General features: G+C 67.8%; 24 protein-coding genes. 13 read left to right on the top strand and 11 right to left on the bottom strand.

The annotated features are described in order from the left end of the window. Window positions 1–87: 87 nt before the first annotated feature. Both FA702_RS13980 and lgt read right to left on the bottom strand, forming a co-directional pair. Window positions 88–1,194, bottom strand: coding sequence for a class I SAM-dependent methyltransferase (locus FA702_RS13980; RefSeq protein ID WP_255504579.1), 1,107 nt, complete (start codon window positions 1,192–1,194; stop codon window positions 88–90). Continuing rightward, a complete protein-coding gene (lgt, locus tag FA702_RS13985) occupies window positions 1,191–2,054 on the bottom strand; it encodes a prolipoprotein diacylglyceryl transferase (RefSeq protein ID WP_136957422.1) in 864 nt (287 codons plus the stop codon). The genes FA702_RS13980 and lgt overlap by 4 nt, the downstream gene beginning before the upstream one ends. A gap of 203 nt (window positions 2,055–2,257) precedes the next feature. Between lgt and FA702_RS13990 the strand changes: the two genes are divergently transcribed. Both FA702_RS13990 and FA702_RS13995 read left to right on the top strand, forming a co-directional pair. Further along, entirely contained in the window at window positions 2,258–3,967 is a 1,710-nt protein-coding gene (locus FA702_RS13990) for a class I adenylate-forming enzyme family protein (protein ID WP_136956623.1), read from the top strand. Window positions 3,968–4,056: 89 nt separating this feature from the next. Continuing rightward, the gene (locus tag FA702_RS13995) at window positions 4,057–6,801 is read left to right on the top strand and encodes a [protein-PII] uridylyltransferase (RefSeq protein ID WP_136956624.1); all 2,745 of its coding nucleotides are present in this window, start codon (window positions 4,057–4,059) and stop codon (window positions 6,799–6,801) included. 17 nt (window positions 6,802–6,818) lie between these two features. Here the strand turns inward: FA702_RS13995 and FA702_RS14000 are convergent, their stop codons facing one another. Further along, window positions 6,819–7,007: a hypothetical protein gene (locus tag FA702_RS14000; protein WP_136956625.1), complete on the bottom strand. Its 189-nt coding sequence runs from the start codon at window positions 7,005–7,007 to the stop codon at window positions 6,819–6,821. A 207-nt stretch (window positions 7,008–7,214) separates the two neighbouring features. On the opposite strand from FA702_RS14000, the gene FA702_RS14005 reads away from it, so the two are divergent. After that, window positions 7,215–7,775, top strand: coding sequence for a YqgE/AlgH family protein (locus FA702_RS14005; RefSeq protein ID WP_136956626.1), 561 nt, complete (start codon window positions 7,215–7,217; stop codon window positions 7,773–7,775). A 12-nt stretch (window positions 7,776–7,787) separates the two neighbouring features. Here the strand turns inward: FA702_RS14005 and gltX are convergent, their stop codons facing one another. The 4 genes from gltX to FA702_RS14025 are packed head-to-tail and all read right to left on the bottom strand — an operon-like array spanning window position 7,788 to window position 11,191. Then, window positions 7,788–9,140 carry a glutamate--tRNA ligase gene (gene gltX, locus FA702_RS14010; RefSeq protein ID WP_136956627.1) on the bottom strand — a complete coding sequence of 451 codons (1,353 nt, stop codon included), beginning with the start codon at window positions 9,138–9,140 and terminating at the stop codon, window positions 7,788–7,790. A gap of 30 nt (window positions 9,141–9,170) precedes the next feature. After that, on the bottom strand, window positions 9,171–10,034 hold the full coding sequence (locus FA702_RS14015; RefSeq protein WP_136956628.1) for a metallophosphoesterase: 864 nt from the start codon (window positions 10,032–10,034) through the stop codon (window positions 9,171–9,173). Continuing rightward, on the bottom strand, window positions 10,027–10,881 hold the full coding sequence (locus FA702_RS14020; protein ID WP_136956629.1) for a diacylglycerol kinase family protein: 855 nt from the start codon (window positions 10,879–10,881) through the stop codon (window positions 10,027–10,029). Before FA702_RS14020 ends, FA702_RS14015 begins: the two co-directional genes overlap by 8 nt. Before the next feature lie 43 nt (window positions 10,882–10,924). Next, complete coding sequence (locus FA702_RS14025) at window positions 10,925–11,191, bottom strand: hypothetical protein (RefSeq protein WP_136956630.1); 267 nt, start codon at window positions 11,189–11,191, stop codon at window positions 10,925–10,927. Window positions 11,192–11,468: 277 nt separating this feature from the next. Between FA702_RS14025 and FA702_RS14030 the strand changes: the two genes are divergently transcribed. Further along, a complete protein-coding gene (locus FA702_RS14030; protein ID WP_136956631.1) occupies window positions 11,469–11,771 on the top strand; it encodes a UrcA family protein in 303 nt (100 codons plus the stop codon). 69 nt (window positions 11,772–11,840) lie between these two features. On the opposite strand, the gene FA702_RS14035 is transcribed toward FA702_RS14030, so the two are convergent. Beyond that, window positions 11,841–12,353 carry a helix-turn-helix domain-containing protein gene (locus FA702_RS14035; RefSeq protein ID WP_136957424.1) on the bottom strand — a complete coding sequence of 171 codons (513 nt, stop codon included), beginning with the start codon at window positions 12,351–12,353 and terminating at the stop codon, window positions 11,841–11,843. Window positions 12,354–12,498: 145 nt separating this feature from the next. Here FA702_RS14035 and FA702_RS14040 point away from each other — a divergent pair, with 145 nt between their 5' ends. The 6 genes from FA702_RS14040 to FA702_RS14065 all read left to right on the top strand — a co-directional run bounded on the left by FA702_RS14040 (window position 12,499) and on the right by FA702_RS14065 (window position 18,016). Then, window positions 12,499–12,843, top strand: a complete 345-nt coding sequence (locus FA702_RS14040) for a hypothetical protein (RefSeq protein WP_255504580.1) — start codon at window positions 12,499–12,501, stop codon at window positions 12,841–12,843. A 166-nt stretch (window positions 12,844–13,009) separates the two neighbouring features. Next, window positions 13,010–13,717, top strand: coding sequence for a hypothetical protein (locus FA702_RS14045; protein WP_136956632.1), 708 nt, complete (start codon window positions 13,010–13,012; stop codon window positions 13,715–13,717). 95 nt (window positions 13,718–13,812) lie between these two features. Next, window positions 13,813–14,778, top strand: a complete 966-nt coding sequence (locus FA702_RS14050) for an SPFH domain-containing protein (protein WP_136956633.1) — start codon at window positions 13,813–13,815, stop codon at window positions 14,776–14,778. Further along, entirely contained in the window at window positions 14,771–15,211 is a 441-nt protein-coding gene (locus FA702_RS14055; RefSeq protein WP_136956634.1) for an NfeD family protein, read from the top strand. Before FA702_RS14050 ends, FA702_RS14055 begins: the two co-directional genes overlap by 8 nt. 28 nt (window positions 15,212–15,239) lie before the next feature. Next, window positions 15,240–15,638 (top strand): peptide-methionine (R)-S-oxide reductase MsrB, encoded by a 399-nt coding sequence (msrB, locus tag FA702_RS14060; protein WP_125953902.1) that lies wholly within the window; start codon window positions 15,240–15,242, stop codon window positions 15,636–15,638. A gap of 161 nt (window positions 15,639–15,799) precedes the next feature. Further along, window positions 15,800–18,016, top strand: a complete 2,217-nt coding sequence (locus FA702_RS14065) for a transglycosylase domain-containing protein (RefSeq protein ID WP_136956635.1) — start codon at window positions 15,800–15,802, stop codon at window positions 18,014–18,016. A 331-nt stretch (window positions 18,017–18,347) separates the two neighbouring features. Here FA702_RS14065 and FA702_RS14070 read toward each other — a convergent pair whose 3' ends face one another. The 3 genes from FA702_RS14070 to hflK all read right to left on the bottom strand — a co-directional run bounded on the left by FA702_RS14070 (window position 18,348) and on the right by hflK (window position 22,041). Next, a complete protein-coding gene (locus FA702_RS14070) occupies window positions 18,348–19,886 on the bottom strand; it encodes a Do family serine endopeptidase (RefSeq protein ID WP_210417543.1) in 1,539 nt (512 codons plus the stop codon). A gap of 108 nt (window positions 19,887–19,994) precedes the next feature. Further along, complete coding sequence (gene hflC / locus FA702_RS14075; RefSeq protein ID WP_136956636.1) at window positions 19,995–20,849, bottom strand: protease modulator HflC; 855 nt, start codon at window positions 20,847–20,849, stop codon at window positions 19,995–19,997. 1 nt (window position 20,850) lies between these two features. After that, complete coding sequence (gene hflK / locus FA702_RS14080) at window positions 20,851–22,041, bottom strand: protease modulator HflK (protein ID WP_255504581.1); 1,191 nt, start codon at window positions 22,039–22,041, stop codon at window positions 20,851–20,853. A gap of 303 nt (window positions 22,042–22,344) precedes the next feature. Here hflK and FA702_RS14085 point away from each other — a divergent pair, with 303 nt between their 5' ends. Genes FA702_RS14085 through hemH form a run of 3 tightly spaced genes read left to right on the top strand, consistent with a single transcriptional unit; the run spans window position 22,345 to window position 26,502 of the window. Continuing rightward, window positions 22,345–23,112, top strand: a complete 768-nt coding sequence (locus FA702_RS14085; protein WP_255504815.1) for an Mrp/NBP35 family ATP-binding protein — start codon at window positions 22,345–22,347, stop codon at window positions 23,110–23,112. Between the two features lie 4 nt (window positions 23,113–23,116). After that, window positions 23,117–25,444 carry a molybdopterin cofactor-binding domain-containing protein gene (locus FA702_RS14090; RefSeq protein ID WP_255504582.1) on the top strand — a complete coding sequence of 776 codons (2,328 nt, stop codon included), beginning with the start codon at window positions 23,117–23,119 and terminating at the stop codon, window positions 25,442–25,444. Window positions 25,445–25,449: 5 nt separating this feature from the next. Beyond that, a complete protein-coding gene (hemH, locus tag FA702_RS14095) occupies window positions 25,450–26,502 on the top strand; it encodes a ferrochelatase (RefSeq protein ID WP_136956638.1) in 1,053 nt (350 codons plus the stop codon). The last annotated feature ends 104 nt before the right edge of the window (window positions 26,503–26,606 follow it).

Consider the following 26,606-nt stretch of genomic DNA (forward strand, 5'->3'; position numbering starts at 1 on the left):
TCCTGCGGGAAGCGCGGATTCACAAGGGTTTGGGCAGGGGGGCGAGCAGGGTTTCGCCGGAAGAACCCCGGAAGGGGGATTCGCGGCCTAGCGCGGGAAACCGGCGCCCGCAGGCCAGCCGGGGTTCGCCAGCCCCATAACCTTGAAAAGCGCGCCCATCTGCGATTCCCCGGTCAGTCGGTCGAGCGCCGCGTTGAGGGTCGCGACCTGTGCCGGTGCCGAGCGCGCCAACGCCTGCGCGCGTGCGCCGATGCCGAGCGCGCGGAGCCAGTGGCCCTGTTCCGCCGTGCCCATCCACCGCGCGCCGCCGGCTTCGGCGGTCTCCGCCATCGCCGCGAAATCGACGTGCGCGGTGAGGTCAGCCTCGCCGGGCATGGCGAAAGCATCGACCTTGCGGTGCGCGCGTACCGCCTGCAGCGTGCTGCCAAGGCGCGGCGCGGTGTGGCCATAGTCGATGAACAGCGCAGCGCCGCCCTGCGCGGCCAGCCGTTCCGCGACCGCGCGCACAGCCGCCACAGACGCGGGACTGCTTTCGAGGATCGCGCCGTCGGGCGCGTCCGCGATCAGCGCGGCAAGCGCGGCGGAGACGGTGCCACCCATCGCCACCGCCGCATCCATAGGGCGCGCGCCCACCACCGGGGCCAGCCTGCCTTCGTGCATCCCCACCAGGCGTTCGCGCCAGCCAGCGGCGGTCTTCACCAGTTGATGCACCGGCAGCGCATCGAGGAACTCATTGGCGACGATCAGCAGCGGCGCGCCCGCGGGCAAGGTGGAGAGATCGTCGTGCCAGTTGGCATCGGGATGGTGTTCGCGCTGGATCGCGCGCAGCGCCGTGCTGCCTTCCACGAAATGCACGGCGGGCGCCATGCCCTGTCGTCGCATCACGCGCAGCGCGTCGCGCGCCAGAGTGCCCCGGCCGGGGCCGAGTTCGACGTAGTGGACGGGATCAGGCGCGCCGGCGCGGGACCAGATGTCCGCCAGCCACAACCCGATCAGTTCGCCGAACATCTGGCTGACTTCCGGGGCGGTGATGAAGTCTCCCGTCAGGCCGAGCGGGTCGCGCGAATCGTAATAGCGCGCGTTCGATTCGGCCATGAAATGCGCGATGCTCAGTGGCCCGGTGGCGGCGATCAGGCGGGTGAACGTCGCGGTGAGCGAACGATCGTCCCGGGCCGTCGTGGCCCCCCCGGTCACGCGGTGGCGGCCGGCGCGGTTGCCGGCTTCGGGGCCGAAAGCGGAGGGCGAACCAGCGCGCGAATGAAGAAAAACAGGCCCACCGCCATCATCGGCATGGTCAGCCACTGGCCCATCGAGAAGCCGGTGCTGCGGGCGAATTCCTCAAGCTGCGCGTCCGGTTCGCGGAAGTATTCCACCGTGAAGCGTGACAGGCCGTAGCCCAGCGTGAACAGCCCGACCAGCAGGCCCGGCCGCCAGCGCGCGCGGGTCTTCCAGAACAGCGTGATCAGCAGCACGGCCAGCACCAGGCCTTCGAGCAGCGCTTCGTAGAGCTGGCTGGGATGGCGCGGCTGGGGGCCGGCGCCGGGAAAGATCATGACCCAGGGCACCGTGGAGGTGGTCACGCGGCCCCACAACTCGCCGTTCACGAAGTTGGCCAGGCGGCCGAACAGCAGACCGAAAGGCACGCAAACCGCGATGTAGTCACACACCCGCACGAAATTGAGTTTGTTGCGCCACGAAACCCACGCGATGGCGAGGACCGTGCCGATCATGCCGCCGTGGAAGCTCATGCCGCCTTCCCACAGCTTCACCAGTTCACCCGGATGCGCGAACATGCGCGGGGCGTAGAACGTGGCATAGCCCAGCCGTCCGCCCAGGATCACGCCCAGCGTGGCGTAGAAGAACAGATCGTCGGCATGGCGCTGCGCCAGCGGCGCGCCGGGCGAACGGATCATGCGAAGAAGGTGCCAGTAGGCGAGCAGGATGCCCGCCAGATAGGCCAGCGAATACCACTTGATCGTGAAGAAGCCGAGGTCGACCGCGATCGGGGAAAGGCCCAGGTCTTCCCAGTGCAGCGGCTGGTGGGGCAGGGCCATCGCCCCCGACGCGAGCAGCGGAACCGACTGTGACAGCGCCGATAGTGACAGCAAGGAGTGAACTCCGTACAAGTTGCAGAAAGGGACCTGTCTGTGTCTTCGCCGGCAGGTACGCCGCCGGCTTTTGGCACGGCAGCGAATGCCTGACAAACATGAAAAGGCCGCGCTACGCGGCACGCGCACTTGGGAGAGTAACGAAAGCAATGCTGAGCCAGCTCGATCGGGATCTGTCCCGGATCATGGATGCCCTGACCGCCGAAGGCGGCATGTTTGCCACGGTTCCGTTCCAGCGCGCGGGCTGGACAGTGCCGATGATCGCCGCCGCCCCGCCCAGCCTGGCGGCCTATTTCGTGCTGTTCTGCGCGCAGCAGGGCGATCGCGAATTCATCATCGATGGCGGACAGCGGCTGACGTTCGCGCAGATCTACGCCGCCGCGCGCGTGGTGGCCGGCGGGCTGGTGGAAGGCCACGGCGTGCAGAAGGGCGAGCGGATCGGGATCGTCGCGCGCAATTCGGCAAGCTGGGTCGTGGCCTACATGGCGGTGGTGATGGCGGGGGGCTGCGTCACGCTGCTCAACGGCTGGTGGAGCGGCGAGGAACTGGCGCACGGCATCCGGCTGGTGGGGTGCCGTCTGGTCATCGCCGACGCCGGCCGCGCGGCGCGGCTCGAGGGGCTGGACCACGGAGCGACGCTGCTGCCGATGGAGCACGATTGCCCGCCGCTGCAGGGGCTGGCCGCGCTGACGGCGCAGGGCGGCGGCGCCGAAACGCCTTTGCCGGACCTGACGGGCGACGATCTGGCGACGGTGCTGTTCACCTCCGGCTCCACCGGCAATGCCAAGGGCGCCTATTCGGATCATCGCGGGGTGGTGCAGGGCACGATGAACTATCTGGCGCAGAGCGTGATGGCGCTGGGCCTGATGACCGAGCGGGGCGAAGCGCCCCCGCTGGGCGCGCAGCCGGTGACATTGGTCAACGTGCCGCTGTTCCATGTCACCGGCGAGGTTCCTGTCTTCCTCCAGAGCTTCGCCCTCGGCCGCAAGCTGGTGCTGATGCCAAAGTGGGATGCGACCGAGGCGATGCGCCTGATCGAGCGCGAGAAGGTGACCTATTTCGTCGGCGTGCCGCTGATGAGCTTCGAGATCGCCACGCATCCCGATCGCGACAAGTACGATCTTTCGAGCTGCGTGACGTTCGCCGCCGGTGGCGCGCCGCGCCCGGTCGAGCACGTCGAGCGCATCCGCAAGGCGCTGCCGCAGGGCTTCCCGATCATCGGCTATGGCCTGACCGAAACCAATGGCGTCGGCTGTGGCAATCTCAACGAGAACTATCTCGCCAAGCCCGACAGCACCGGCACGGCCTCGCGCCCGCTGGTTGATCTGGCCATCCTCGATGACGCGGGCAAGCCGCTGCCGCAGGGCGAAATCGGCGAAGTGTCGATTCGCAGCGTCTGCAATTTCCTGGGGTACTGGGACAATCCCAAGGCGACCGCCGAGGCGATCATGCCCGACGGCTATTTCCGCACGGGCGATCTCGGCTATCTCGACCCGGAAGGCTACCTGTTCATCGTCGATCGCAAGAAGGACATCATCATTCGCGGTGGCGAGAACATCTCGTGCATCGAGGTGGAAGGGGCGATCTACGCGCATCCCTGCGTCGCCGAGGCCAGCGTGTTTGGCCTGCCCGACGAACTCTATGGCGAAGTGCCGGTGGCGGTCTATCTGGCCAAGGACGGCTGCTCGGCCAGCGAGGAGGAACTGCGCGTGTTCCTGGCCGAACACATCGCGCCGTTCAAGATTCCGGTGCGCTTCTGGCAGGTTCACGCGCCGCTTCCGCGCCTGGGCACAGAAAAGGTCGACAAGCGGACGCTGCGCGAGACTTATGCGAAGCTGTGGACGGTCAAGGCGGGTTGAGCGGCCGGCACCAAACGTAGCCCGGCTTTGCGGGAACCACGGAGGACTTCGTGGTTTCCCGTCAACCCCGCTCCCTCTATAGAGCCGCCATGACGCTTCCCCGCCTTCCGCACCAGCGCGCGATCGTTGATCGGCGCACCCTGACCGACGCGGTGGCCGCCGCCGTGGCCGAGCATCGCGACAAGGCGCGGCCCGTTGTGGTCGAACTGCTGCGCGAAGCGCTGGCGCGCGGACGTTCGGAACTGATGCGGCGGCTGTCGGAAAAGCCTTCCGCCGGCTACGAATGCGCGCAGGGGCATGCCTTCCTGATCGACCAGCTGGTCCGCGTGATTCACGATCACGTGGTGGGCGATGTCTATCGCGCCAGCAACCGCAGCACCGGCGAACGGATCGCCGTGCTGGCGGTGGGCGGATACGGGCGGGGCGAAATGGCGCCGCATTCCGATGTCGACATCGCCTTTCTCACGCCGATCAAGCCGACGGCGTGGTGCGAGCAGGTGATCGAGGCGATGCTCTATTTCCTGTGGGATCTGGGGCTGAAGGTCGGCCATTCCAGCCGCTCGCTGGACGAACTGGTGCGCATGGCGCGCAGCGACCTGACCATCCGCACCGCGCTGCTCGAAGGGCGCTACGTGTGGGGCGATCGCGAACTGTTCGAGGAAGGATCGCGCCGCTTCTGGGCCGAGGTCGTTACGGGCACCGAACGGCAGTTCGTTTCCGAGAAGCTGGCCGAGCGCAACGAGCGGCACAAGCGGCTGGGCGACAGCCGCTATGTGGTCGAGCCGAACGTGAAGGAAGGCAAGGGCGGCCTGCGCGATCTTCACACGCTCTACTGGATTGGCAAATATATCCACAAGGTGCGCGATCCCAGCGAACTCGTCGACGTGGGGTTGCTAACCGCTGACGAATACCGCCAGTTCCGTCGCGCCGAGAACTTCTTCTGGGCGGTGCGCTGCCATCTCCACGCGCTGACGAACCGGGCCGAGGACCGGCTGACCTTCGATCTCCAGCGCGAGGTCGCCATGCACATGAACTTCGCCGACCGGCCGGGCAAGAGCGCGGTCGAACGGTTCATGCAGTTCTTCTTCCTGCAGGCCAAGCAGGTGGGATCGCTGACCGGCGTATTCCTGGCCCAGCTCGACGAACAGTTCGCCCGCCAGAAGCGCGGGTTCTTCGCGGCGTTCCGGCGGCGGAAGAAGAAGGTGGGCGTGTTCACCATCGATGCCGGGCGCATCACCGTGACCGGCGACGACTTCTTCCGAAAGGACCCGGTGCGCCTGCTGGAGATGTTCGCGATCGCCGATCGCGAGGCGATGGAAATCCATCCCGAGGCGATGCGCCTGGCCCAGCGCGATTCCGGGCTGATCGACGCCCGCGTGCGCAAGGATCCGCGCGCCAACGCGCTGTTTCTCGACATCCTGACCAGCCGCAACGATCCCGAAACCGTGTTGCGCTGGATGAACGAGGCCGGCGTGTTCGGCCGCTTCGTGCCCGATTTCGGCCGCGTCGTCGCGCAGATGCAGTTCGACATGTACCACCACTACACGGTGGACGAGCACACCATCCGCGCGATCGGGCTGCTGGCGCGGATCGAGAAGGGCGAGGCGCGCGACGATCATCCGCTGGCCAGCGACGTGATTTCCAAGGTTGCGTCGCGCCGCGTGCTCTATGTCGCCACGCTGTTGCACGATATCGCCAAGGGGCGGCGCGGGGACCATTCGATCCTCGGCGCGGACGTGGCGATGAAGCTGTGTCCGCGGCTGGGCCTGTCGGCAGCGGAAACCGAACTCGTCGCCTGGCTGGTGCGCCAGCACCTGCTGATGAGCGCCACCGCGTTCAAGCGCGATCTGGCGGACTACAAGACCATCGCCGATTTCGCGGGCACGGTGCAGAGCGTCGAAAGGCTGCGCCTGTTGCTGGTCCTGACGATCGTGGACATTCGCGCCGTCGGCCCCGGCATCTGGAACGGCTGGAAGCGGCAGCTGCTGGGCGACTTGTTCCTGGCGACCGAGGAAATGCTGCGGCTGGGCCATAAGCAGCACGGCCGCGCCGAACGGATCGCGGCGAAGAAGAAGGCGGTGGGCGAGATCCTGCGCGAGCGGGACAACCTGATCGGCACCGCCGGCCGCCAGCTGGGCGAAGCCTACTGGATCGCCGAGCCGGAGGACATCATCGCGCTCAACCTCCAGCAGCTCGATCGCGCGCACGGGCAGCCGCTGTCGGTCGAGGCGCAATACTACCCGGCGCGCGGGGCGACGCTGGTCACGGTGATGGCGGCGGACCATCCGGGGCTGTTCTATCGCATCGCGGGCGGCATCCACCTGGCCGGCGGCAACATCATCGACGCGCGCATCCACACCGCGCGCAACGGCACGGCGGTCGACAACTTCCTGGTGCAGGACCCGCTGGGGCGCCCGTTCAGTGAAGAGGCCCAGATCGAAAGGCTCAAGACCATGATCGGCGATGCGCTGGCGAACCGGGTCAAGCTCGTGCCGCAACTGGCGGCGCGCCCGCTGGCTCGCCCGCGCGCCGATGCGTTCGAGGTCCAGCCGATCGTGATCTTCGACAACAAGGCGTCCAACCGCTTCACCGTGATCGAGGTGGGCGCGCGTGATCGGCCCGCCCTGCTCAACCGCCTGGCGCGCGCGCTGTTCGAGGCGCGGCTGGTCGTCCATTCCGCACATATCGCCACTTATGGCGAGCGCGCAGTCGATACGTTCTACGTCACCGACGTGCTGGGCGAGAAGGTGAGCGCCGAGAACAGGCTGAAGACGGTGGAGAAGCGCCTGCTGGAAGCGGCCGGCGAACACGAGATGAAGGCGGTCGCAGCCTGACGGGATGCGGGCGGGTTTCAGCCCGCGCGCGCCACGATCTGGCGGGCGATCAGCCAGCTTGCCGGGAACGCCAGAACGAAGCCGCCCAGCGCGGCGGCCAGGATCGGCCCCCTGGCAACATAACCTGCCGCCAGCGCGGCGGTGATTCCAGCCCCCATCAGGGTGGTGGCGATGACAGCGTGAAGCACAAGCATCAGGCGCAGCACGGCGCGTTCCTTCCTGGTCCGAACGGCCCCTTGGCCGGCATTCCGCCACACCGGGCCATTGCGTTCAAAAGGGATCGCGACTCGGATTAATCAGTTTTGCCTAATATGGGTTGACCGGTATCAAATGCCCGACGATTCGTCCCGTTGTGCCGGTCGTCCAGCTGCGTCATGATGGGGTTCGGGAGGCTCGAAAGGATACGGTTTCACATGCCTGTAGCGCAGTACCTCGCCGGCCGGATCCTGCTGGCCATGCCGGGCATGGGCGATCCGCGTTTCGACCACGCGGTGATCGCGATGTGCGTGCATGACGAACATGGCGCGATGGGCATCGGCGTCGGTCAGCCCCGTGATGGCGTGACCCTGCACGGCCTTCTGGAAGACGTGGGCATCGATCCCGGCGTCGCGCCCGATGGGCCAGTGCTCCATGGCGGCCCAGTGGAACCGTCGCGCGGGTTCGTCCTCCATTCGCGCGACTGGGGCGGGGCGGGCACCATCGACGTGCATCCGCTGTGCGGGCTTTCCGCCTCGCTCGATATCCTGCGGGCGATCGCCGAAGGGCGCGGGCCGCGGCACTGGCTGATCGCGCTGGGCTATGCCGGCTGGGCGCCTGGCCAGCTCGAAGGCGAGATGCGGCGGCACGGCTGGTTCGCGGCGGACGGCAGTTCGGACATCCTGTTCGATACGCCGGTCGGCGCGCGCTGGGCCGCGACCTGGCGTATCCACGGCATCGATCCCGCCTTGCTGGCGAGCGAAACGGGCAGCGCCTGACCCGCTTCGGCGTCAGGGCGCGGGGCTGAGCCGTCCGATCGCCTCGGCCTGGCCGATCAGCGGCAGCAGCGCCTTCATGTCCGGCCCGTGGTCCATGCCGGTCAGCGCCTGCCGCAGCGGCAGGAACAGCGCCTTGCCCTTGCGCCCGGTCGCGTCCTTGAGCGTCGCCGTCAATGCGCTCCAGGGGTCGGACGCCCAGTCGATCCCGGCGGCGACCGTCGCGGCCTGATCGAGGAAGGCCCGCGTCTCGGGGTCGGCCTCGGGGGCAGTGATCGGCCCGGTTACCACGCGCCACCAGTCGGCCGCTTCGCCGATGTGCGACAGGTTGGGGCGGATCGCTTCCCAGGCGGCCTCGGTCATGCCTTCGGGCAGGAGATGGGCCACGCGCGCGAAGGGCAGGCGATGGACCACGGCGGCGTTGATGCGGTGCAGTTCGGCATCGTCGAACCGCGCCGGCGCCCGGCCGAACCGGGAAAGGTCGAACGCGGCGGCCAGCGCATCGGCATCGAGCGCGGGATCGATCGGGTCCGACGTTCCCAAGCGCGCCAGCATGGCGATCAGGGCTTCGGGCTCGATTCCCGCTTCGCGCAGGTCGGCGACGCCCAGCGAGCCCAGCCGTTTGGAGAGCTTGCCTTCGGTGCCGGTCAGCAGTGCGGCGTGGGCGAAGCGCGGCGGCTCCGCCCCCAGCGCGCCGAACATCTGGATCTGCGTGGCGGTGTTGGAAACATGGTCCTCGCCGCGCAACACGTCGGTAATGCCCATCGCGGCATCGTCGATCGCGCTGGGCAGCATGTAGAGCCACGATCCGTCGGCGCGGCGCACCACCGGGTCCGACATCTGGCGCGGATCGAAGTGTTGCGGGCCGCGGATGCCATCGTGCCATGCGATCGGCGTGTCGTGGTCCAGCAGGAAGCGCCAGTGTGGCTTTTCGCCCGCCGCCGCCCTGGCCGCGTGATCGGCTTCGGACAGGTGCAGCGCGGCGCGATCGTAGATCGGCGGCAGACCGCGCCCGAGCAGGACCTTGCGCTTTAGATCGAGTTCCTGGGCGGTCTCGTAGCAGCGATAGAGCCGCCCGGCGGCGACCAGCCGGTCGAAGGCGGCTTCGTAGATCGCAAAGCGCGCGGACTGGCGTTCCTCACCTTCCGGGTGCAGCCCCAGCCACGCCAGATCGGCGCGGATCGCTTCGACATGCTCCTCGCGGCTGCGCTCGGCGTCGGTATCGTCGATGCGCAGCAGGAAGCGGCCGCGATGGCGCTTGGCCAGCAACCAGTTGTGCAGCGCGGTGCGGATATTGCCGACATGGAGCCGCCCGGTGGGCGATGGCGCGAAGCGCGTGACGACGGGCGTGGAAGGGTTTGCGGACATGGGTGCCCTATAGCGCGTGTCGCGCCGCGCTCAATGCACCGGCGGATCAACCTCGGGCACGGCGCCTACCGGGGCTACCGGCGCGCCGGTCTCGCGCGGGGGCAGGGCGTTTTCGGGGATATCGTCGATCTGCATGGCGCGGGTGGGCACGCGTTCCAGGTTGCGCACGCGCACCTCGATCCGGCCATCGGCGATCGTCAGTTCGTTGAAGCTGACCGGAGTCGAGCGGATGCGCTGCGAAAGCGTGCCCGCGCCGATCATGCGGACCGGGCCGTTGGCGGTGGGGTGAATCAGGTCGAACGGATCGTGGACGTGGCCGGAAAGCACGGCCAGCACATCGCGCTTCGCCAGTTCCGCCAGTGCGCGCGATCCGCCCCGCGTCAGCGCCTTGCCCCGCGTGCCGGCTTCCACCAGCGGGTGATGCACGGCCACGATGGCGCGGACGCCCGCCGGCAGCGCATCGATCGCCGCCAGCGTCTGCGCCAGCGCGGGCCGGGTCACGCAGCCTTTGGACCAGTTCAGGCGCGGCTGCGCCCGTGCCGTGGTCTTGAGCGGGATGATCGCGACGTGGTTTACCGGAAGCGCGCGCTCGACCAGCGCCTCGATCCGGCGAAAGCGGCGATAGGGAGCGATGAAGCGTTCGATCAGGTTGAAATAGGGCAGGTCGTGGTTGCCCACTTCCACCGTGACCGGGGCTTCGAGCGAAAGAATCCAGTCGCAGGCAGCGGCAAATTCGCGATGGCGCGCGCGCATCGTGAGGTCGCCGGTGATGGCGACCGCGTCGGGCGTTTCGCGGGCGATGCATTCGCGCGCCCAGGCCAGCGCCTCGCTGTCCTCCAGCCCGAAATGGATATCGCTGACGTGGAAAATCCGGATCGGGGCTGCGTTACTCATGCTGCCGGATGCTAGACAGGAAATTCACGTCGCAGTCCATGATTTCGAACGTCTCGTCCCGCGATCCGGTGCGGCGTTCGCCATCGATCATAAGTTCGATCGGTTCGCTGGAGCGGCAGCGCACGCGATCGTGTTCGCCCAGCTTGTCGTGCGGGCCGGTGCGGAAATCCCGCCGCAGGATCGCGCCGGCCTGCTGCGCGACGCCGGCAATGTCCTGCGGGCCATAGGCATCGACGGCCATGCTCGTGGCGCCGGGGTGCAGGCGGATGGCGGGATAGCCTTCCTCGCGCCCGGTCGCCGGCTCGACGATCATCACGCCGGGGTCCGAGGCGCTGCGGCGAATCGCTTCGCCCAGCGATGTCGCGATGCCGCCGAGATCGCCATCGCGGATTTCCTCGCGCACATCGGCCCATACCGCGCCGGGGCCGGCCACGATCTCGCAAAGAGCGTCGCCCTGCGCGCAGCGGATCAGGCGGCGGCGCGTGGACGAGAGGCTGCCCTGTTCCAGCGCCGCGACCACGCCTTCGACCGAAACGTCTTCGCCATGCAGGGCCTTGGCCATGAGATTCTGCGTGCCGCCGGGCAGGACAAGCACGGCGCCTTGCCAGCCATAGAGCCGCGTGCACTGCGCGTTGACGGTGCCGTCCCCGGTAAACACAGCGAGCATAGCGACGCCTTCGCGGTCGAGATCGGCGCGCGCCGGCAGGGGATCGTCGGGAAAGCGCACGACGCGCGCCGGCTCTCTCCCGGTGGCGGCCAGTCTGGCCATCAGGTCGTCGAGCGCGGCGTCGCTGTTGCTGCCGCTGGCCGCGTTGGCGACCAGCCAGATTGGCGGGGTTCGGTCCATCGTTCGGGCAATGCGGCTGGGCGCGCGTGGTTCCCGGGCCGGTTCAGATACGGTCGCTCAGGATCAGCCACGCGGATAGGCCGTTGAGCGCGGTATAGCCGAGGTAGGCGACCGGCCCCCAAGCAATGCCCTGCGCGGTCAGCAGCAGCCCGGCGAACAGCATCAGGAATTCGATCGCGAAGCTGAAGCGCTGGTGGAGCGCGTGATAGAACCACGGCATCTTGCCAAGCAGCGGATGGCCGCTGTCCATGACCGCCCGGTGCAGCGCGAAATTGCCGATGCCGAGCAGGAATGTGACGAGAATGGCCATTGTCCCGTAACGATAGAACCCTTCGCCCCGGTTGTCAGCAACATGCGACGCATGCGCCCCATGCGGTTCGCCGGGTCAGGAAAGCTGTTCGTCGGACGTGATCGCTTCTCGTCGGCGGGACTGCCTGTCTTGTCGATGCCGGCGGGCGCGGTGGCGCGCGGTGGCGTAGGAAGACTTCAGCGACGGCGGTTGCCCCCCATACCCCGACCCGCCGTCGCAGCCCCCCTTCCGGGATCGAACGCCAAACGGTTTCGGACACCAGATTGAGGACCAGACCATGACCGCTCTCACCAAGACCGCTTTCGCCACTGCCCTTTTCGGCCTGAGCATCGCCGCGCAGCCCGCCTTTGCCCAGGAAACCCGCGCGGTGGACTATGCCGATCTCGACCTTTCCACGTCGCACGGACAGTCCGCGCTCGATGCCCGCCTGCGCAGCGCGGCCCGCGGCGTCTGCGGCATCGGCACCGACCGTGCGCCGCTGAACGAACAGGTGTCCGAACGGACTTGCTATAACAGCGCGCTGAACAACGCTCGGGCGAAATTCGCCTCGATCAAGCGTGGACCGGTCCACAGCCGGTAATCTGCACCCCGGGGGCGGACCTCAGCCCCCCGCTCCCGGGTTCTTTTTGCAGATAGTCTGCGGGGCTTGCTACCCGACGATGCGGACCGGAGATGTTCCGGTCGCCGCGCCGCCCGCTTCTTCCGCTTCCACATCCGCCAGATCACGCCAGGTGAGGTCGCTGTGCCTCAGCTGGCGATCGTCGTGCGCGCGGATGGTGATCGGCGCGATCGGCTTGCCGTCGCGCGCGTCGCACAGCACCGGATTGGCGGCGACGCCGAGCTGCCATTTTTCGCCCCACTGGCGCAGCGCGAGCATCGCCGGCAGCAGGTCGAATCCCTTTTCGGTCAACCGGTATTCGATCCGGCGGCGATCGTCGGCGCAATGCTCGCGCTTGAGGATGCCTGCTTCGACCAGCCTTGACAGGCGGTTGGAAAGGATGTTCCGGGCGATCCCGAGCTCGTCGAGGAAATCCTCGAAGTGCCGGACGCCGTTGAGGGCGGCGCGCAGGATCATGAACGACCAGCGCTCGCCCATGGCTTCCAGCGCCACGGGAAGGCCACACTGTCCGATCTCGGCAAGGGGTTCGTGAAGTTTGTGCATGTCGTCGCGGTTGTACCCCATATCGTCGCCCTATTTAAGTTTTTAGTTGCAACTTAAAACCTATCGATATAGGAAACGATTCGCAACGGAAATCGACCCTCTCCAAGGACCCCATGATTTCCTTGCCATGAAAAGGGGAAGAATCATGACTGCACTTCGCCATGGCGCGTTGCGCCAGTTTGCGCCTGCCGTTCTCGCGCTGGTCGGAACGATCGCCGGTTTCACCGCAACCGCCACGCCCTCGCACGCGGCCGGCGGATACTATTCGGTGACGCTGGCAACGGCTCTCGATGCACCCAAGCGCCTGATCGAACACGGCGTTTCGTGGTCCTGCGCCGGTTCGGAATGCTCGGCCGCGCGCGACACCTCGCGCCCCGCGATGGTCTGCGCCCGCATTTCCCAGAAGGTCGGCACGATCGCCCGCTTCGCCACGCCGGAAGGCGAGCTTTCCGCCGAGGAGCTTGCGCGCTGCAACGGCGGGAAGGCCTGATTTTGGCCTGAACGGTCGAGCCGGGCCTTAACAAGCGCCCGGCCGATCCGATCTTTTCTCCAGCGCGTGTCCTCCCGCTACCCTGCCGGACACGCCAAACCTGCCAGGGCCGCGGGCTTCGTGCTCGCGGCTTCTTTTTTGCGTGCGCCGCGCCTATAGCGTGCCCATGCGCATTCCCGCCGCGCTTGCCGCGCTTTCGCTGCTTGTTCCGTCCATCCTGCCGGCATCGCCCGCCGCTGCGGCCGATGCGGCCACGGGTGACCGCCTGACCCCGGAACACCGCGCCGCGCTGCAATGCGCCGCCGTCTTCGCGATCGTTGCGTCCGAGCAGGCCAACGGGGCACCTGCCGCGCTCGCGTTCCCGCCGCTGGCCGTGCGGGGCAAGCGCTATTTCGTCGAGGTGAGCACGCGGGTGATCGCCGAAGCCGGCCTGACGCGCGAACAGGTGCGCGATCTGATCGTGGCCGATGTCGGCACCCTGCAGAAGAGCGCCAGCGCCGATCCGGCAGACACGGAGCTGACCACGCGGATGCGCGCCTGCCTTCCCCTGCTGGACAAGACCGTTCCGCCGCTGCGCACGCCCGACCTTCTGCAATGTACCGCGATCCTCTCGCTCGCCTTCGAGGAAATTCACGGGCGCGAGGGCATGACGCCGGCCGCGCAGGACATGAAGACGCTGGCCTCGGTGCTGACCGCGCGCGAGCACGAGGCACTGATAGCCGCGGGCAGGAGCGGCGACCAGGCGGACCAGGCGATCGCCGAGGCGCATGACGCCATGCTCAAGGAAGCGTTCGACGATGGCGGGGGTGTCGAAAAGTACGACATCGCCCACTGTTACGATCTCGCGAAGCCGGATCAGAAGTCGCACTACTGATCGACCCCCGCCGCGTTGCGGTAGCTAGTGCGGTTTGTGCTTGGCTGGAATGCACCGTGCGCTAGACTTCGGCATCGAAGCGATTGGGGGTGGCGATGGAAGGCGTTCTCGTTCTGCTGGCGGTGCTGGTCGCCGTCTATTTCTTCACCGGCGTCCGCGTCGTTCGCCAGGGCTATGTCTATACCATCGAGCGGCTGGGCAAGTTCACCCTGGCGGCCACGCCCGGCCTGCATTTCATCATGCCGTTCGTCGATCGCGTCGGGCGCAAGGTCAACATGATGGAGCAGGTGCTCGACATCCCCGGCCAGGAGATCATCACGCGCGACAACGCGATGGTCGGCGTGGACGCCATCGTGTTCTTCCAGGTGCTGGACGCGGGCAAGGCGGCCTACGAGGTATCGGACCTCTTCGTCGCGATCATGCAACTCACCACCACCAACTTGCGCACGGTGATGGGGTCCATGGATCTGGACGAGACGCTGTCCAAGCGGGACGAGATCAATGCCCGCCTGCTGGCGGTGGTCGATCATGCCACCTCGCCCTGGGGCCTCAAGATCACGCGCGTCGAGATCAAGGACATCCGTCCGCCGGCGGACATTTCCAACGCCATGGCGCGCCAGATGAAGGCCGAGCGCGAGAAGCGCGCGCAGATTCTCGAGGCCGAAGGGTTGAAAAGCGCGGAAATCCTGCGCGCCGAAGGGCAGAAGCAGGCGCAGATTCTCGAAGCCGAGGGGCGGCGCGAAGCGGCCTATCGCGATGCCGAAGCGCGCGAACGCGCGGCCGAGGCCGAGGCACGGGCCACGCAGGTCGTGTCCGAGGCGATCGCGTCTTCGGGCACGCAGGCGCTCAACTATTTCGTGGCGCAGAAATATGTGGAGGCGGTGCAGCAGTTCGCGGTTTCGCCCAACGCCAAGACCATCCTGTTCCCGGTGGAGGCGACGCAACTGATTGGCTCGCTGGGCGGGATCGGGGAACTGATCGGTGACGCGATCAAGCCTCCGGCCAACCCCGCACCGGCGGACAAGGCGGGGGCGGACAAGGCGGGGATCGGCCGTGCTTGACGCGTTGGCGCCGCACTGGGGCTGGCTGGCGCTGGGCGTGGCGCTGGCCATCGCGGAGCTGGTTGCGCCGGGCTATTTCCTGATCTGGCTGGCGGCGGCGGCCCTGCTTACGGGCTTCGTGGCGGCGGCGCTGCCGGTGGCGCTGGCCGCGCAGGTGGTGCTGTTCGCCGTGCTGGCGGGCTGCGTGCTGTTTGCCGGACGGCGCTGGCTGGCGCGCAATCCGGTGGTCTCGGCCGATCCCCTGCTCAACGATCGCGGCGGTCGGCTGATCGGCCAGAGCGTCACCGTTGTCCAGGCGATCGAGGGCGGCGGGGGACGCGTCCGCCAGGGCGACACCGAATGGCTGGTGCGCGGCCCGGATGCGCCGGTCGGCGCGCGGATGCGCGTGGCCGGGCACGATGGCGCGGTGCTCATTGTAGAGTTTCCCGACTGACCCCATATGCGCGGCAAAGGAGATCCCCATGGCCGACAAGCTGAACCTCACCGAAGCCGAATGGCGCGAAAGGCTGACGCCGGAGCAGTACGCGATCCTGCGGCAGGCGGGCACCGAGCGCGCCTTCACCGGCAAGTATGAAAAGAACAAGGCCGCGGGCGACTATGTTTGCGCCGGCTGCGGCGCGCCGCTGTTCGCCTCCGCCACCAAGTATGACAGCGGCTCCGGCTGGCCGAGCTTCTATGCGCCGATGGAGGCCGAAGCGGTGGACGAACACCGCGATGTCACGCACGGCATGGTCCGCACTGAAGTGCGCTGCGCGCGCTGCGACGGGCACCTTGGCCATGTCTTCCCCGATGGCCCCGCGCCCACCGGCCTGCGTTATTGCATCAACAGTGCCTCGCTGGATTTTTCGCCAGAGGACTGACGGGAAACGGCCTTTTCCGCCTGCTGGAAAACTTCCGATTAACCCTGCGTTACAAATCGCCTATGCAAAGGGCGGTTCGCGTTGGGGGCCATCCATGCCGGATGCCGTGTTGCTCCCGCCAGCATGGTTCGCAGTAAACGGAAAGGTCCGGTAGAAGACTGATGGCCAGACGGGATATTCCACGCAGCCCGGATTCGGGCGGCTCTTCCCGCGCGCCGAAGAAGCCATCGGCCTTCCGCCGTTGGATACGGCGCATTTTCGTCTGGGGCGGTGGCCTTGCGCTTCTCGCGGCGATCGGCGCGGCGGTGGCGGTGTTCGTCACCGCGCGTTCGCTGCCGAGCTACGAGAAGCTGAAGTCCAGCCAGGCCGGCCAGATGATCGTGGTACGCGCCAACGACGGTTCGGAAATCGTCACCCTGGGGCCAAGCTATGGCCGGTGGATTCCCTATGACCGCATTCCGCGCGTGATGCGTGACGCGATGGTTTCGGTGGAAGACCGGCGCTATCGCGAACACTGGGGCGTGGACCCGCTGGGCATCGCCCGTTCGCTGATGGTCCGCGTCGAAAGCGGGCGCTGGCGGCAGGGCGGTTCCACGATCACGCAGCAGCTTGCCCGCAACATCTTCCTCAACAACAGCCGCACATTCGATCGCAAGCTGCGCGAGGCGGTGCTGGCGCTGGCGCTGGAGCAGAAGTTCAGCAAGGATCAGATCCTCGAACTCTATCTCAACAAGGTCTATTTCGGTGGCGGCGCCTATGGCGTCGATTCCGCCGCGCGCAAGTTCTTCGGCCATTCGGGCGAGCGCCTTTCGCTGGCCGAGGCATCGATCATCGCCGGGCTGGTGAAGGCGCCTTCGCACTATTCGCCGACCGCCGATGCCGATGCCGCCGTCGGGCGCGCCAAGGTGGTGCTCGACGTGATGCAGCGCAACGGCACGATCACCCCCGCCGATGCCGCCGCGGTCGATTTCAAGGACGTGAAGCTGGCGGGCGAGGAAGGCCAGAACTCCGCGCGTTACTTCACCGACTGGGTGCTGCCGCAACTGGACCTGATCCTGCCGGACAACGACCAGCCGATCGAGGTCTGGACCACGCTTGATCCCGTCATGCAGCACGCCGCGACCAGCGCGATCCAGGGCTATGCGCCCAAGGGCGCGCAAGGCGCGATGGTCAGCGTGGATCGCGATGGCGCGGTGCTGGCGATGGTGGGTGGCACCGATTACGTGACGTCCAACTACAACCGCGCCACCAACGCCGTGCGCCAGCCCGGCTCGGCGTGGAAGTTGTTCGTCTATCTCGCCGCGCTGGAAGCCGGTTACACCCCGGATTCGCGCGTGGTCGATGCGCCGGTCACGATCGACGGGTGGTCGCCGCGCAATTCGGGCGGCACCTATGCGGGCGAGATCGACGTGCGCACCGCCTTCGCCTATTCCAAGAACACCGTGGCGGCGCAGCTCGGCAACGAGGTGGGCTTCGGCGCCGTGGCCAACATGGCCCGCCGCTTCGGCATCACCACGCCGATCAACACGCTGCCCTCGATGGTGCTGGGCACCTCCGACGTGCGCGTGATCGACATGGTGCGCGCCTTCGCCTCGGTGCAGAACAAGGGCGCGTCCGTCACACCCTACGGCATCCGCAAGATCACCACGACCGATGGTGAAGTGCTCTACAGCCACCGCCCCGATGCGTCGCAGCAGTTGGTCCCGACTTACGTCGCGGCCGGCATCACCGATCTGCTGCAGACGGCGGTCAGCATCGGCACGGGCCGCGCCGCGCAGATCGGCCGGCCGGTGGCGGGCAAGACCGGGACGACCAGCTCGAACAAGGATGGCTGGTTCCTGGGCTTTTCCAGCGGCATCACCACGGGCGTGTGGATGGGGCGCGACGATGCCCACGCGGTGCCGGGGCTGCAGGGCGGCACCGCGCCGGCGCGCGCCTTCGCGGCCTATATGAAAGTCGCCACCGCCAAGCGCCCGGCGGAGAAGTTCGATACCGAACTGAAGCTGCCGCAATGGCAGCTTGAGCCCGACGACGAGGCCCTGCTCAACAATTCCGACAACTACTTCTACGTGGACGAGAACGGCAATCTGGTCGACCAGGGCGGGCAGGCGCCGCAGGGCGGGGCGCCGGGCGGCGGTCCAGCGGGTGGCGCGCCGGGCATCGGCAGCAATACGCCAGCGGGGGCGCCGCGCGAACGACAGCCGACCTACCGCGATGGCAGCGGCGCCGACGGCAACAGCCCGGCGGCCGCGAACGACGATTTCCTCGATCGCGCGATCGGTCGTGGCCGGAACGACGCCAACGGCCAGACACCGCCGCGCCCCCGGCCGACGGGCGGCACCCGCGTCACCGTCGGCGGGGGGCAGGGCAACCCCTGATCGTTCCACAACGTGTGGAAAGCCCACCCCGCTGCGGCTAGCGACGCCTGCGGCGACGCAAGCCTCGCTCGCCTCCCGCAAGCGGGAGGGGCTGGGGGTGGGTAGCGCGCACCCGTTGGCAAACGATCCAACCGCCGACAAAAAGGAGGGCGGTGAGGCCCTCCGTTTGGTGTTCAAGGCGCGATTGCCAGAGCCGGATGACGTAGCCTTCAATCGTCTTTGCGAGGGGCGGAGCCCCGAAGCAATCCAGAGCCGCACGCAGGACTCTGGATTGCTTCGCTGACGCTCGCAATGACGAAGCGGGTTAAATTGCCCCTATCGTCGACTACGCTCAGCGCAGGCGCACCGGCACGTAGATCGCCGGCTGGCCGCGGCGCTGGACGCGCAGCAGCACGGCTTCGCGGTTTTCCGCCTTGGCGGCACGCACCACGGCTTCGAGATCGGCGATGCTGGTCAGCGCGCGATAGTTGGCCGACAGGATGATGTCGCCACGCTGCAGCCCCTTGGAGCCGGCGTCCGACGAATCGTCGACCGCCGTGACCACCACGCCGCGCGTATCGTCGCTGGCGCCAAGCTGGCGGGCGATCTGGGTGGTCAGCGGAATGGCGGCGAGGCCCAGCGACTGCTGGATCACGGTGCCGTTCTGCTTCTGGCTCTGGTTCTTGCCGCCGAAGCTGTCGTCCTGGTCCTGCGCGTCGGGATCGAAGCTCTGCTTGGCCAGTTCCTCTTCGGTCGGGCGCTTGTCCACCACCGCGTTCACGGTCAGGCGCTGGCCGTTGCGGACCAGCTCGATCGGGATGCGCGTGCCGGGAGCGGTGTTGGCGACGATGAACGACAGAGTCTGTTCCGGCGTGACTTCCTTGCCCGCCACGGAGACGACCACGTCGCCCGCCTGGATGCCGGCCTTGGCCGCGCCATGGCCCGGCTCCACCGACTGGATGAATTCGCCGCGCTTCTTGGCCAGACCCAGCGAGGCGGCCAGATCGTCCGACAGCGGCTGGATGCGCACGCCCAGATAGCCGCGCTCAATCGCCTGGCCCTTGATCAGCTTGTCCACGATCGGCGCGGCGGTTTCGGCGGGAATGGCGAAGCCGATGCCCACGCTGCCGCCGGTGGGCGAAAAGATCGCGTTGTTGATGCCGATCACGTTGCCCTGCATGTCGAACATCGGGCCGCCCGAGTTGCCCCGGTTGATCGATGCGTCGGTCTGCAGATAGCGGTCATAGGCCGAACCCGAACCGGTGTTGCGATAGACCGCCGAGATGATGCCCTGCGTGACCGTGCCGCCCAGGCCGAACGGGTTGCCGATCGCGATCACCCAGTCGCCCACGCGCGCCTTGCGCGAATCCCCGAACTTCACGAACGGGAAGGGCTTGGAGCTGCTGATCTTGAGCACCGCGAGGTCGGATGCCGCATCGCGCCCGATCAGCTTGGCGGGGTAATCGGTGCCGTCGGTCATCGTCACGGTGATCGATTCGACCTCGCCCTGGCCGTCGGCGGTGATGACGTGGTTGTTGGTCACGACATAGCCGTCGGCCGAGATGACGAAGCCCGATCCCAGCGACTGCGCTTCGCGCGTGGTCGTGCCGCCGCCCTGTCCGCCGCCGAACAGATCGCCGAAGGGCGTGCCGGCGAACGGGTTGTTGTTCTGCACCTTCACCCGCTGGCGGGTGGAGATGTTGACCACCGCTGGCTGAAGTTGCTGGGTCAGGTCGGCGAAGCTGGCCGGCGCGCCGGCGCGGGGGACGACCGCCTGCATCTGCGCGCTGTCGTTCTGCGCGACCTGCGCCCCGGCGGGAAATCCGGTGACCAGCGTCAGAGCGCTGCCGGCGAGGAGCAGGGCCGTAGTCACACCATAAGCATATCGCACGTGGCCATTTCCTTCTTGTCTGTTCGATTGGGGCGGAGTGCCGCCGCGTGAGATCCCGCCCCGTTTTTCACGCTTTGTTGCATGAACGGGATTTGAATGACGCGGTTCCTACTTTCCCCTGAACTGCTTCAGATATTCGTTGTCCGGCGACAGCACGATCGAGGTGCTGCTGCCCTTCTGCGCGAAGGTCGCGTCATAGCTCTGCATCGCGCGGTAGAAGTCGTAGAACGCCGGGTCCTTGCCGAAGCTGTCGGCATAGGTCTTGGCGGCGGAAGCGGACGCCTCGGCGCGGATGATCTGCGCGTTCTTCGAGCCCTGCGCGCGGATCGTCGCCGCCTCCTGCTGGCGCGCGGTGCTCATCCGGGTGAAGGCACTGTCCAGCGGGGTGCCGTCGGGCAGGTCCGCCCGCTTGATCCGCACGTCGATCACCTGCGCGCCGTATTCGCGCGCTTCGTTGTCCAGCCCGGCACGGATGTTGGCCATGGCCTGCCCGCGTTCGGCGGTCAGCAGCGAGGCGAAGGTGCGGTTGCCCAGTTCCTGGCGCAGCGCGGAATTGAGGATTGGCTGGAGCTGTTCGGAAACGCGGTCCACCGTGCCGGCGGTCTGGTACATCTTGACCGGATCGATCACGCGGTAGCGGGCATAGGCGTCCACTTCCAGCCGGCGCTGGTCGGCCGAGGTCACCTGCTGGCGTTCCAGATCGACGTCGAGCACGCGCTTGTCGATGCGCACCGCCTGCTCGAAGAACGGAATCCGCCAGCTCAGGCCCGCGCCGGTCTGGCCGTAATCGGTGTTGGGCCGGAAACGGTTGATGACGCGCACGGGATCGCCCAGCCGCACGATCAGCACCTGTTCCTTCTCATCGACCACGATCAGCGAACTGATCGCAAGCAGCAGTACGGCGGCCAGCACCGCCAGCACCGCCTTCTGTTCGCGCCACAGGTTCTCGAAAAAGCCCCCCATGTCAGCGGCCCTCCGTCGGTGCGGGCTTGGGCTGCTGCATCAGTTGCGGCAACGGCAGATAGGGCGTGACGCCCGGCGTTTCGACGATCACCTTGTCGGTCTGGCTCAGCACGCGTTCCATCGTTTCGTAGTACATCCGGCGCCGCGTCACTTCCGGGGCCAGCTTGTATTGTTCATAGACCTTGTCGAATGCGGCCGCATCGCCTTGCGCGCGCGCGGTGGTTTGCTGCGCCCAGGCCTGCGCGCGGTTGACGTCGCTCTGCGCGTCCTGCTGCGCGGCCAGCACTTCCTTGAACGCGTCCACCACCTTGGCCGGCGGGTCCACCTTCTTGATGTCCACGCCCTGGATCAGGATGCCCGAACGATAGGCGTCGAGTACCTTCTGCATCCGGTCGCGCGCGCTTTGTTCGATCGAGGCGCGGCCTGCGCCCATGGCGTCGTTCAGCGTGACTTCGGCGATCGACTGGCGCATCGCCGCTTCGGCCACCTCGCGCACCGTCTGGTCCGGATCGGCCAGCTGGAACGAATAGAGCTTCAGGTTCTTGATGTTCCAGCGCACGAGGTACGACAGATCGACAAGGTTCTGATCGCCCGTGAGCATCAGCTTCTCGCCATCGCCCTCCGGAATCGATTCCCGGCGGATCGAGGTGACGTCCTGCGTCGATACCGACTGGATCGGCCAGGGCAGCGTCAGCGCCATGCCGGGGTCCAGCATCCGCGAATACTTCCCGAATGTGGTGACCACGCCCTTTTCCTGCGGCGAGATGCGATGGACCATGGATGCGCCCAGCCACACCGCCACGACCAGCGCGATGCCGATCGGCAGCCACGACTTGCCATCGGGCCGCTGCGGCAAGCGCGGCAGCGTCGGTCCCTTGCCGCCGCCGCCATCACCGCCGCCGGGGCGGCCGCGCCCGGTGCGCGCGCGGAAGATGTCCTCGATGCTGGCCGAACGGCGTCCTTCGCCCGACGAGGGCGGCAGCCAGGGATTGCGAGGGCCGTTGGGCTGCTTCGGCTCCTGCGGCTTTTCGCCCGCTGGTTGCTCCGGCGCATCGGCATCGTCGCCGTCGGCGGCAGGAGGCGTTGCGCCACCCGGTTCGGTGCCACCGGCGCCGTCAGGATCGCCCCATGGGCTTTTCTTGCCGGCCATCGCCAGGCCGATGCGCGTCATCCGCTCGCCAAAACTGCTCATGAAGTCGTTATAGGAACGGGTTTCGCGGAAAAACAGTGTCTCCTCCCCAAAATTCATCTGCTAGGACGCGCGCGAGTTGGAAGGCCCGGAAGAACAGGAAAACACGTGAGTCTGAACGAAGACGCGCTGCGAAGCGCCCTTGAAGAACTGGCCGGCGCGCGGCTGCAATCGCTGCGCGGCGCGGATGGCATCGCCACGATCGTGCTGGACGTCGGCGGGATGGACCGCATGGAGCGGGACCGGCTGGAAATGGCGGTGCGTGATGCCGCGCGCAAGGCCGGCGCGCAGGACGTGCGGCTGGCGATGACGGCGGAGAAGCGCCAGCGCCGCATCATCGCGGTCGGTTCGGGCAAGGGCGGCGTGGGCAAGTCCACGCTCTCGGCCAATCTGGCCGTCGCCATGGCGCGGCTGGGGCGCAAGGTGGGGCTGGTCGATGCCGATATCTACGGCCCTTCGCAGCCGCGCCTGCTGGCGACCGAGGGCCGCCGCCCGGAGGCCGAAGGCAACAAGATGATCCCGGTGCCGAGCCCGTTCGGCGTGCCGATGCTGTCGATGGGGCACCTTGTCCAGCCGGGACAGGCGATCGCCTGGCGCGGGCCTATGGCGGGCAATGCGCTGGGCCAGCTGATCGACGCGCACTGGGGCGATGCCGAGATCATTGTGGTCGATCTGCCGCCGGGCACCGGCGACGTGCAACTGACCATGCTGCAGAAGCACAAGCCCGCCGGCGCGGTGATCGTGTCCACGCCGCAGGATCTGGCGCTGATGGATGCGACCCGCGCGATCGGGCTGTTCGAACAGGGGCAGGTGCCGATGATCGGGCTGGTCGAGAACATGGCCGGCTATATTTGCCCCCATTGCGGCGAGGAGAGCGATCCGTTCGGCATCGGCGGCGCGGAAGCGGCGGCGAAGACGATGAACCTGCCGTTCCTGGGCCGCGTGCCGCTGGACCTGACGATCCGGCGCGAAAGCGATGCGGGTCACCCGCCGGCAGCGGGCGAAGGGCCGCAGGCCGAAGCCTTCGCCACGATCGCGCGCGGCGTGCTGCGCTGGCTGGACGGGCAGGGCTGATCGCGTGGCGCTGGGCGGGCGGCTGACCCGGCGGGGGCTGCTGGTCGGTTCGGCCGGCGCCGCCGTGGCCGGTGGCGGCCTGCTGCTGGCATTCTCGCTGGTGCCGCGCCACTATGCCACGCCATTACGCGCGGGCGATGGAGAGCATGTTTTTGACGCCTTCATCCGCATGGCAGCGGATGGCGCGGTCAGCGTCGCCGTGCCGTTCTGCGAGATGGGGCAGGGCATCACCACGCTGGTCGCGCAGATCGTTGCGTGGGAACTGGGCGCGGACTGGCGGCGCGTGGGCGTGGAGCCGGCGCCGGTCAGCCCGGTCTATGCCGATCCGGTACTGGCCGCGCACTGGGCGCCGCTGTGGATGCCGCTGGGCGCGGGACTGGCGCAGAATCCGGACGGGATTCTCGCCCGGCTGAAGGCCGAACGCGAACCGATGATGATTACCGCGGATGGCACCGCGCTGGCCGCTTTCGAACAACCGCTGCGCGCGGCAGCCGCCGGCGTGCGCGCGATGCTGGCCAAGGCGGCGGCGGCGGAATGGAACGTTGGCTGGGAGGAGTGCGAGGCGCGGGATCATTTCGTGATCCATGGCGGCAAGCGGCTGGCCTTCGCCGCGCTGCTGCAAAAGGCGCTGGCCTACGACCCGCCCGATCCGCCGGTGCAGCGCGCCGGCGCGCCGGCGGAAAGGCCGCGCGATTTTCCCGAAGGCGCGCGGGCGCGCTATCCCCGGCTCGATCTGCCGGCCAAGGCGGACGGCAGCTTCGTGTTCGCGGGGGATGTTCGGTTGCCGGGCATGGGCTTCGCCGCGATCGCGCACGGACCGCAGGGCAACAGCGTGCTATCCAGCCACGACAAGGATGCGGCGGCGGGCGTGCGCGGGCTTGTTGGCGTGGTCCATGCCAAGCGCTGGCTGGCGGCGGTGGCGACGACCTGGCACGCCGCGAACAAGGCGGTGAAGGCGATGGAGCCGCGCTTCCGGGCGGCCGGCCCGATCGCGGACAGCGCCGCGATCGACCAGGCGCTCAACACCGCGCTGCAAAAGGGCAATCCCGTCCGTGTCGCCGCGGATGGCGATCCCGATGCCCTGCTGGAGAAGGCCGGGCCAGTGAAACTGGGGCTCACCGCCCGCTACGATGTCGAACCCGCGCTGCACGCGCCGCTTGAGACGGCCACGGCCACGGCGCGGCTGCGCGATGGCAAGCTGGAGCTGTGGGTGGCGACGCAGGCGCCCGAACGGGTGCGCCGCGCCGGCGCGCTGGCGGCAGGCGTCGCGCGCGCGGACGTGATCGTCTATCCGATGCACGCCGGCGGCAGCTTCGATGCGCGGCTCGACAGCCGCGTGGCGGCCGAGGCGGCATCGATCGCGCGGCAGGTGGGTCGCCCCGTGCAGCTCGTGTGGTCGCGCTGGCAGGAATCGCTGGCCGGCCTGCCGCGCACGCCGGTTTCGGCCGAACTGGCCGGCTCGCTCAGTCCCGACAAGCAGCATATCCTGGGCTGGCGCGCGCGTCTGGCGTTGCCGCCCACCGCGATCGAATCCGGTCTGAGGCTGTTGCACGACCGTGGCGTGCCCGAAGCGCTGAAAGCGAGCGAGGGGCGGGCCGATCCGCTGGCCTGCGAAGGGGCTTTGCCGTTTTATGGCATTCCGGAAAAGGCGGTCGATCACATCGCAGCCAGCCTGCCGCTGCCGACCGCGCGCTATCGCGGCAATGCCCATGGCTATGCCGCGTTCTGCAACGAGAGCTTCGTCGATGAACTGGCCCATGCCGGCGGGCAGGAGCCGCTGGCGTTCCGCATGGGCATGCTGGGCGGGCAGCCGCGCCTGGCCGCCTGCCTTTCCGGCGTGGCGCGCATGGCGATGTGGGGCGGCGGGGCGGATGCTTCGGGGCAGGGCATCGCCTGCCATCGCATGGACCTGCCGACGGGCAAGGGGCAGGTGCGCAGCGGCTTCATCGCGGTCGTGGCCACCGCCCGGCAGGACGAAGGCGCGGTCCGGGTCGACCGGCTTTCCGTGTTCTGCGACATCGGCCGGATCGTGAACATGGACATCGCCCGGCAGCAGGTGGAAGGCGGGCTGGTGTTCGGGCTGGCGCAGGCCATCGGCGGCAGCACGGCCTATGCCGGCGGGCTGCCGGTCTCGGGACGGCTCGCGCAACTCGGCCTGCCTGTGCTGGCCGATTGCCCCAAAGTCGATGTTGCCTTCGCCGAAAGCAGCGAGGAACCGTTCGATCCGGGGGAACTGGCCGTGGTTGCGGTCGCGCCCGCCATTGCCAACGCCCTGTTTTCGGCCACGGGGTTGCGGTTTCGCCGGTTGCCGCTGCTATCCGAAGGTCTGTGACGCGAATGTCTCTCAACGAATCCTCCGCCAATCCCCGGCCCGCAGGCCATCCACCGGTCGCCACGGGCCGGATCGGCGTGCTGCTGGTCAACCTTGGCACGCCAGACGCGCCCGAGCGCGGCGCGGTGAAGCGCTATCTCAAGGAATTCCTGTCCGACCGGCGCGTGGTGGAAATTCCGGCGCTGGTCTGGCAGCCGATCCTGCGCGGCATCATTCTCAACACGCGCCCCGCAAAGTCGGCCCATGCCTATGGCCAGGTATGGGGGCCTGACGGATCGCCGCTGGCCGCGATCACCGCCGCACAGGCGGCGGCGTTGCAGGCCCGCCTTGAGCGGGCGCATTCCGGCGATGCGGTGATCGTGCGCCACGCCATGCGCTACCAGAACCCGGCGATCGCGCGCGAGCTCGATGCGCTGGTGGAGGCCGGGTGCGAACGCATCCTGTTCGCGCCGCTCTATCCGCAGTATTGCGCCGCCACCACGGCCAGCGCGCTCGACGCGCTCGGCACGTGGATCGCCGGTCGCCGCCGCCTGCCGGCCCTGCGCACGCTGCCCCCCTATCACGACGATCCGCTGGCCATCGCCGCACTACATCGCGATCTTTCCCGTCAGATGGCGGTGCTGGACTTCGTGCCCGAACTGCTTCTGCTGAGCTACCACGGGATGCCCGAGCGTACGCTGCACTTGGGCGATCCCTATCACTGCCATTGCCGCAAGACCTCGCGGCTGCTGCAGGAGGCTTTCGCGACCACGCACGCGGGCATGCGCATCGAAACGACCTTTCAATCGCGCTTCGGCCGTGCCCGCTGGCTGGAACCGGCCACCGACGCCGTGCTGAAGGCCGAAGCCGCGAAAGGCACGCGGCGGATCGCGGTGGCCGCGCCGGGCTTTTCCGCCGATTGCCTCGAAACGCTGGAGGAACTGGCGATTCGGGGGCGCGACGATTTTCTGGCGGCGGGCGGGACCGACTTCGCCACGCTTTCCTGCCTCAACGCGGGGGACGAGGGCGTGCGCCTGCTGGAAGCGCTGGTGCGGCGCGAGCTTGCGGGGTGGCTATAAAGCGATTATCGGCCTCTTCGAAGGACGAGGTGCCGGAATCCGGTCGAATCTGTTGACGATTCGCCCTCCCGTGGGTATGGGCGCCGCTTTCCGGCGGGCTTGCC

This window comes from Novosphingobium sp. EMRT-2 (assembly GCF_005145025.1).
Taxonomy (GTDB): Bacteria; Pseudomonadota; Alphaproteobacteria; order Sphingomonadales; family Sphingomonadaceae; genus Novosphingobium.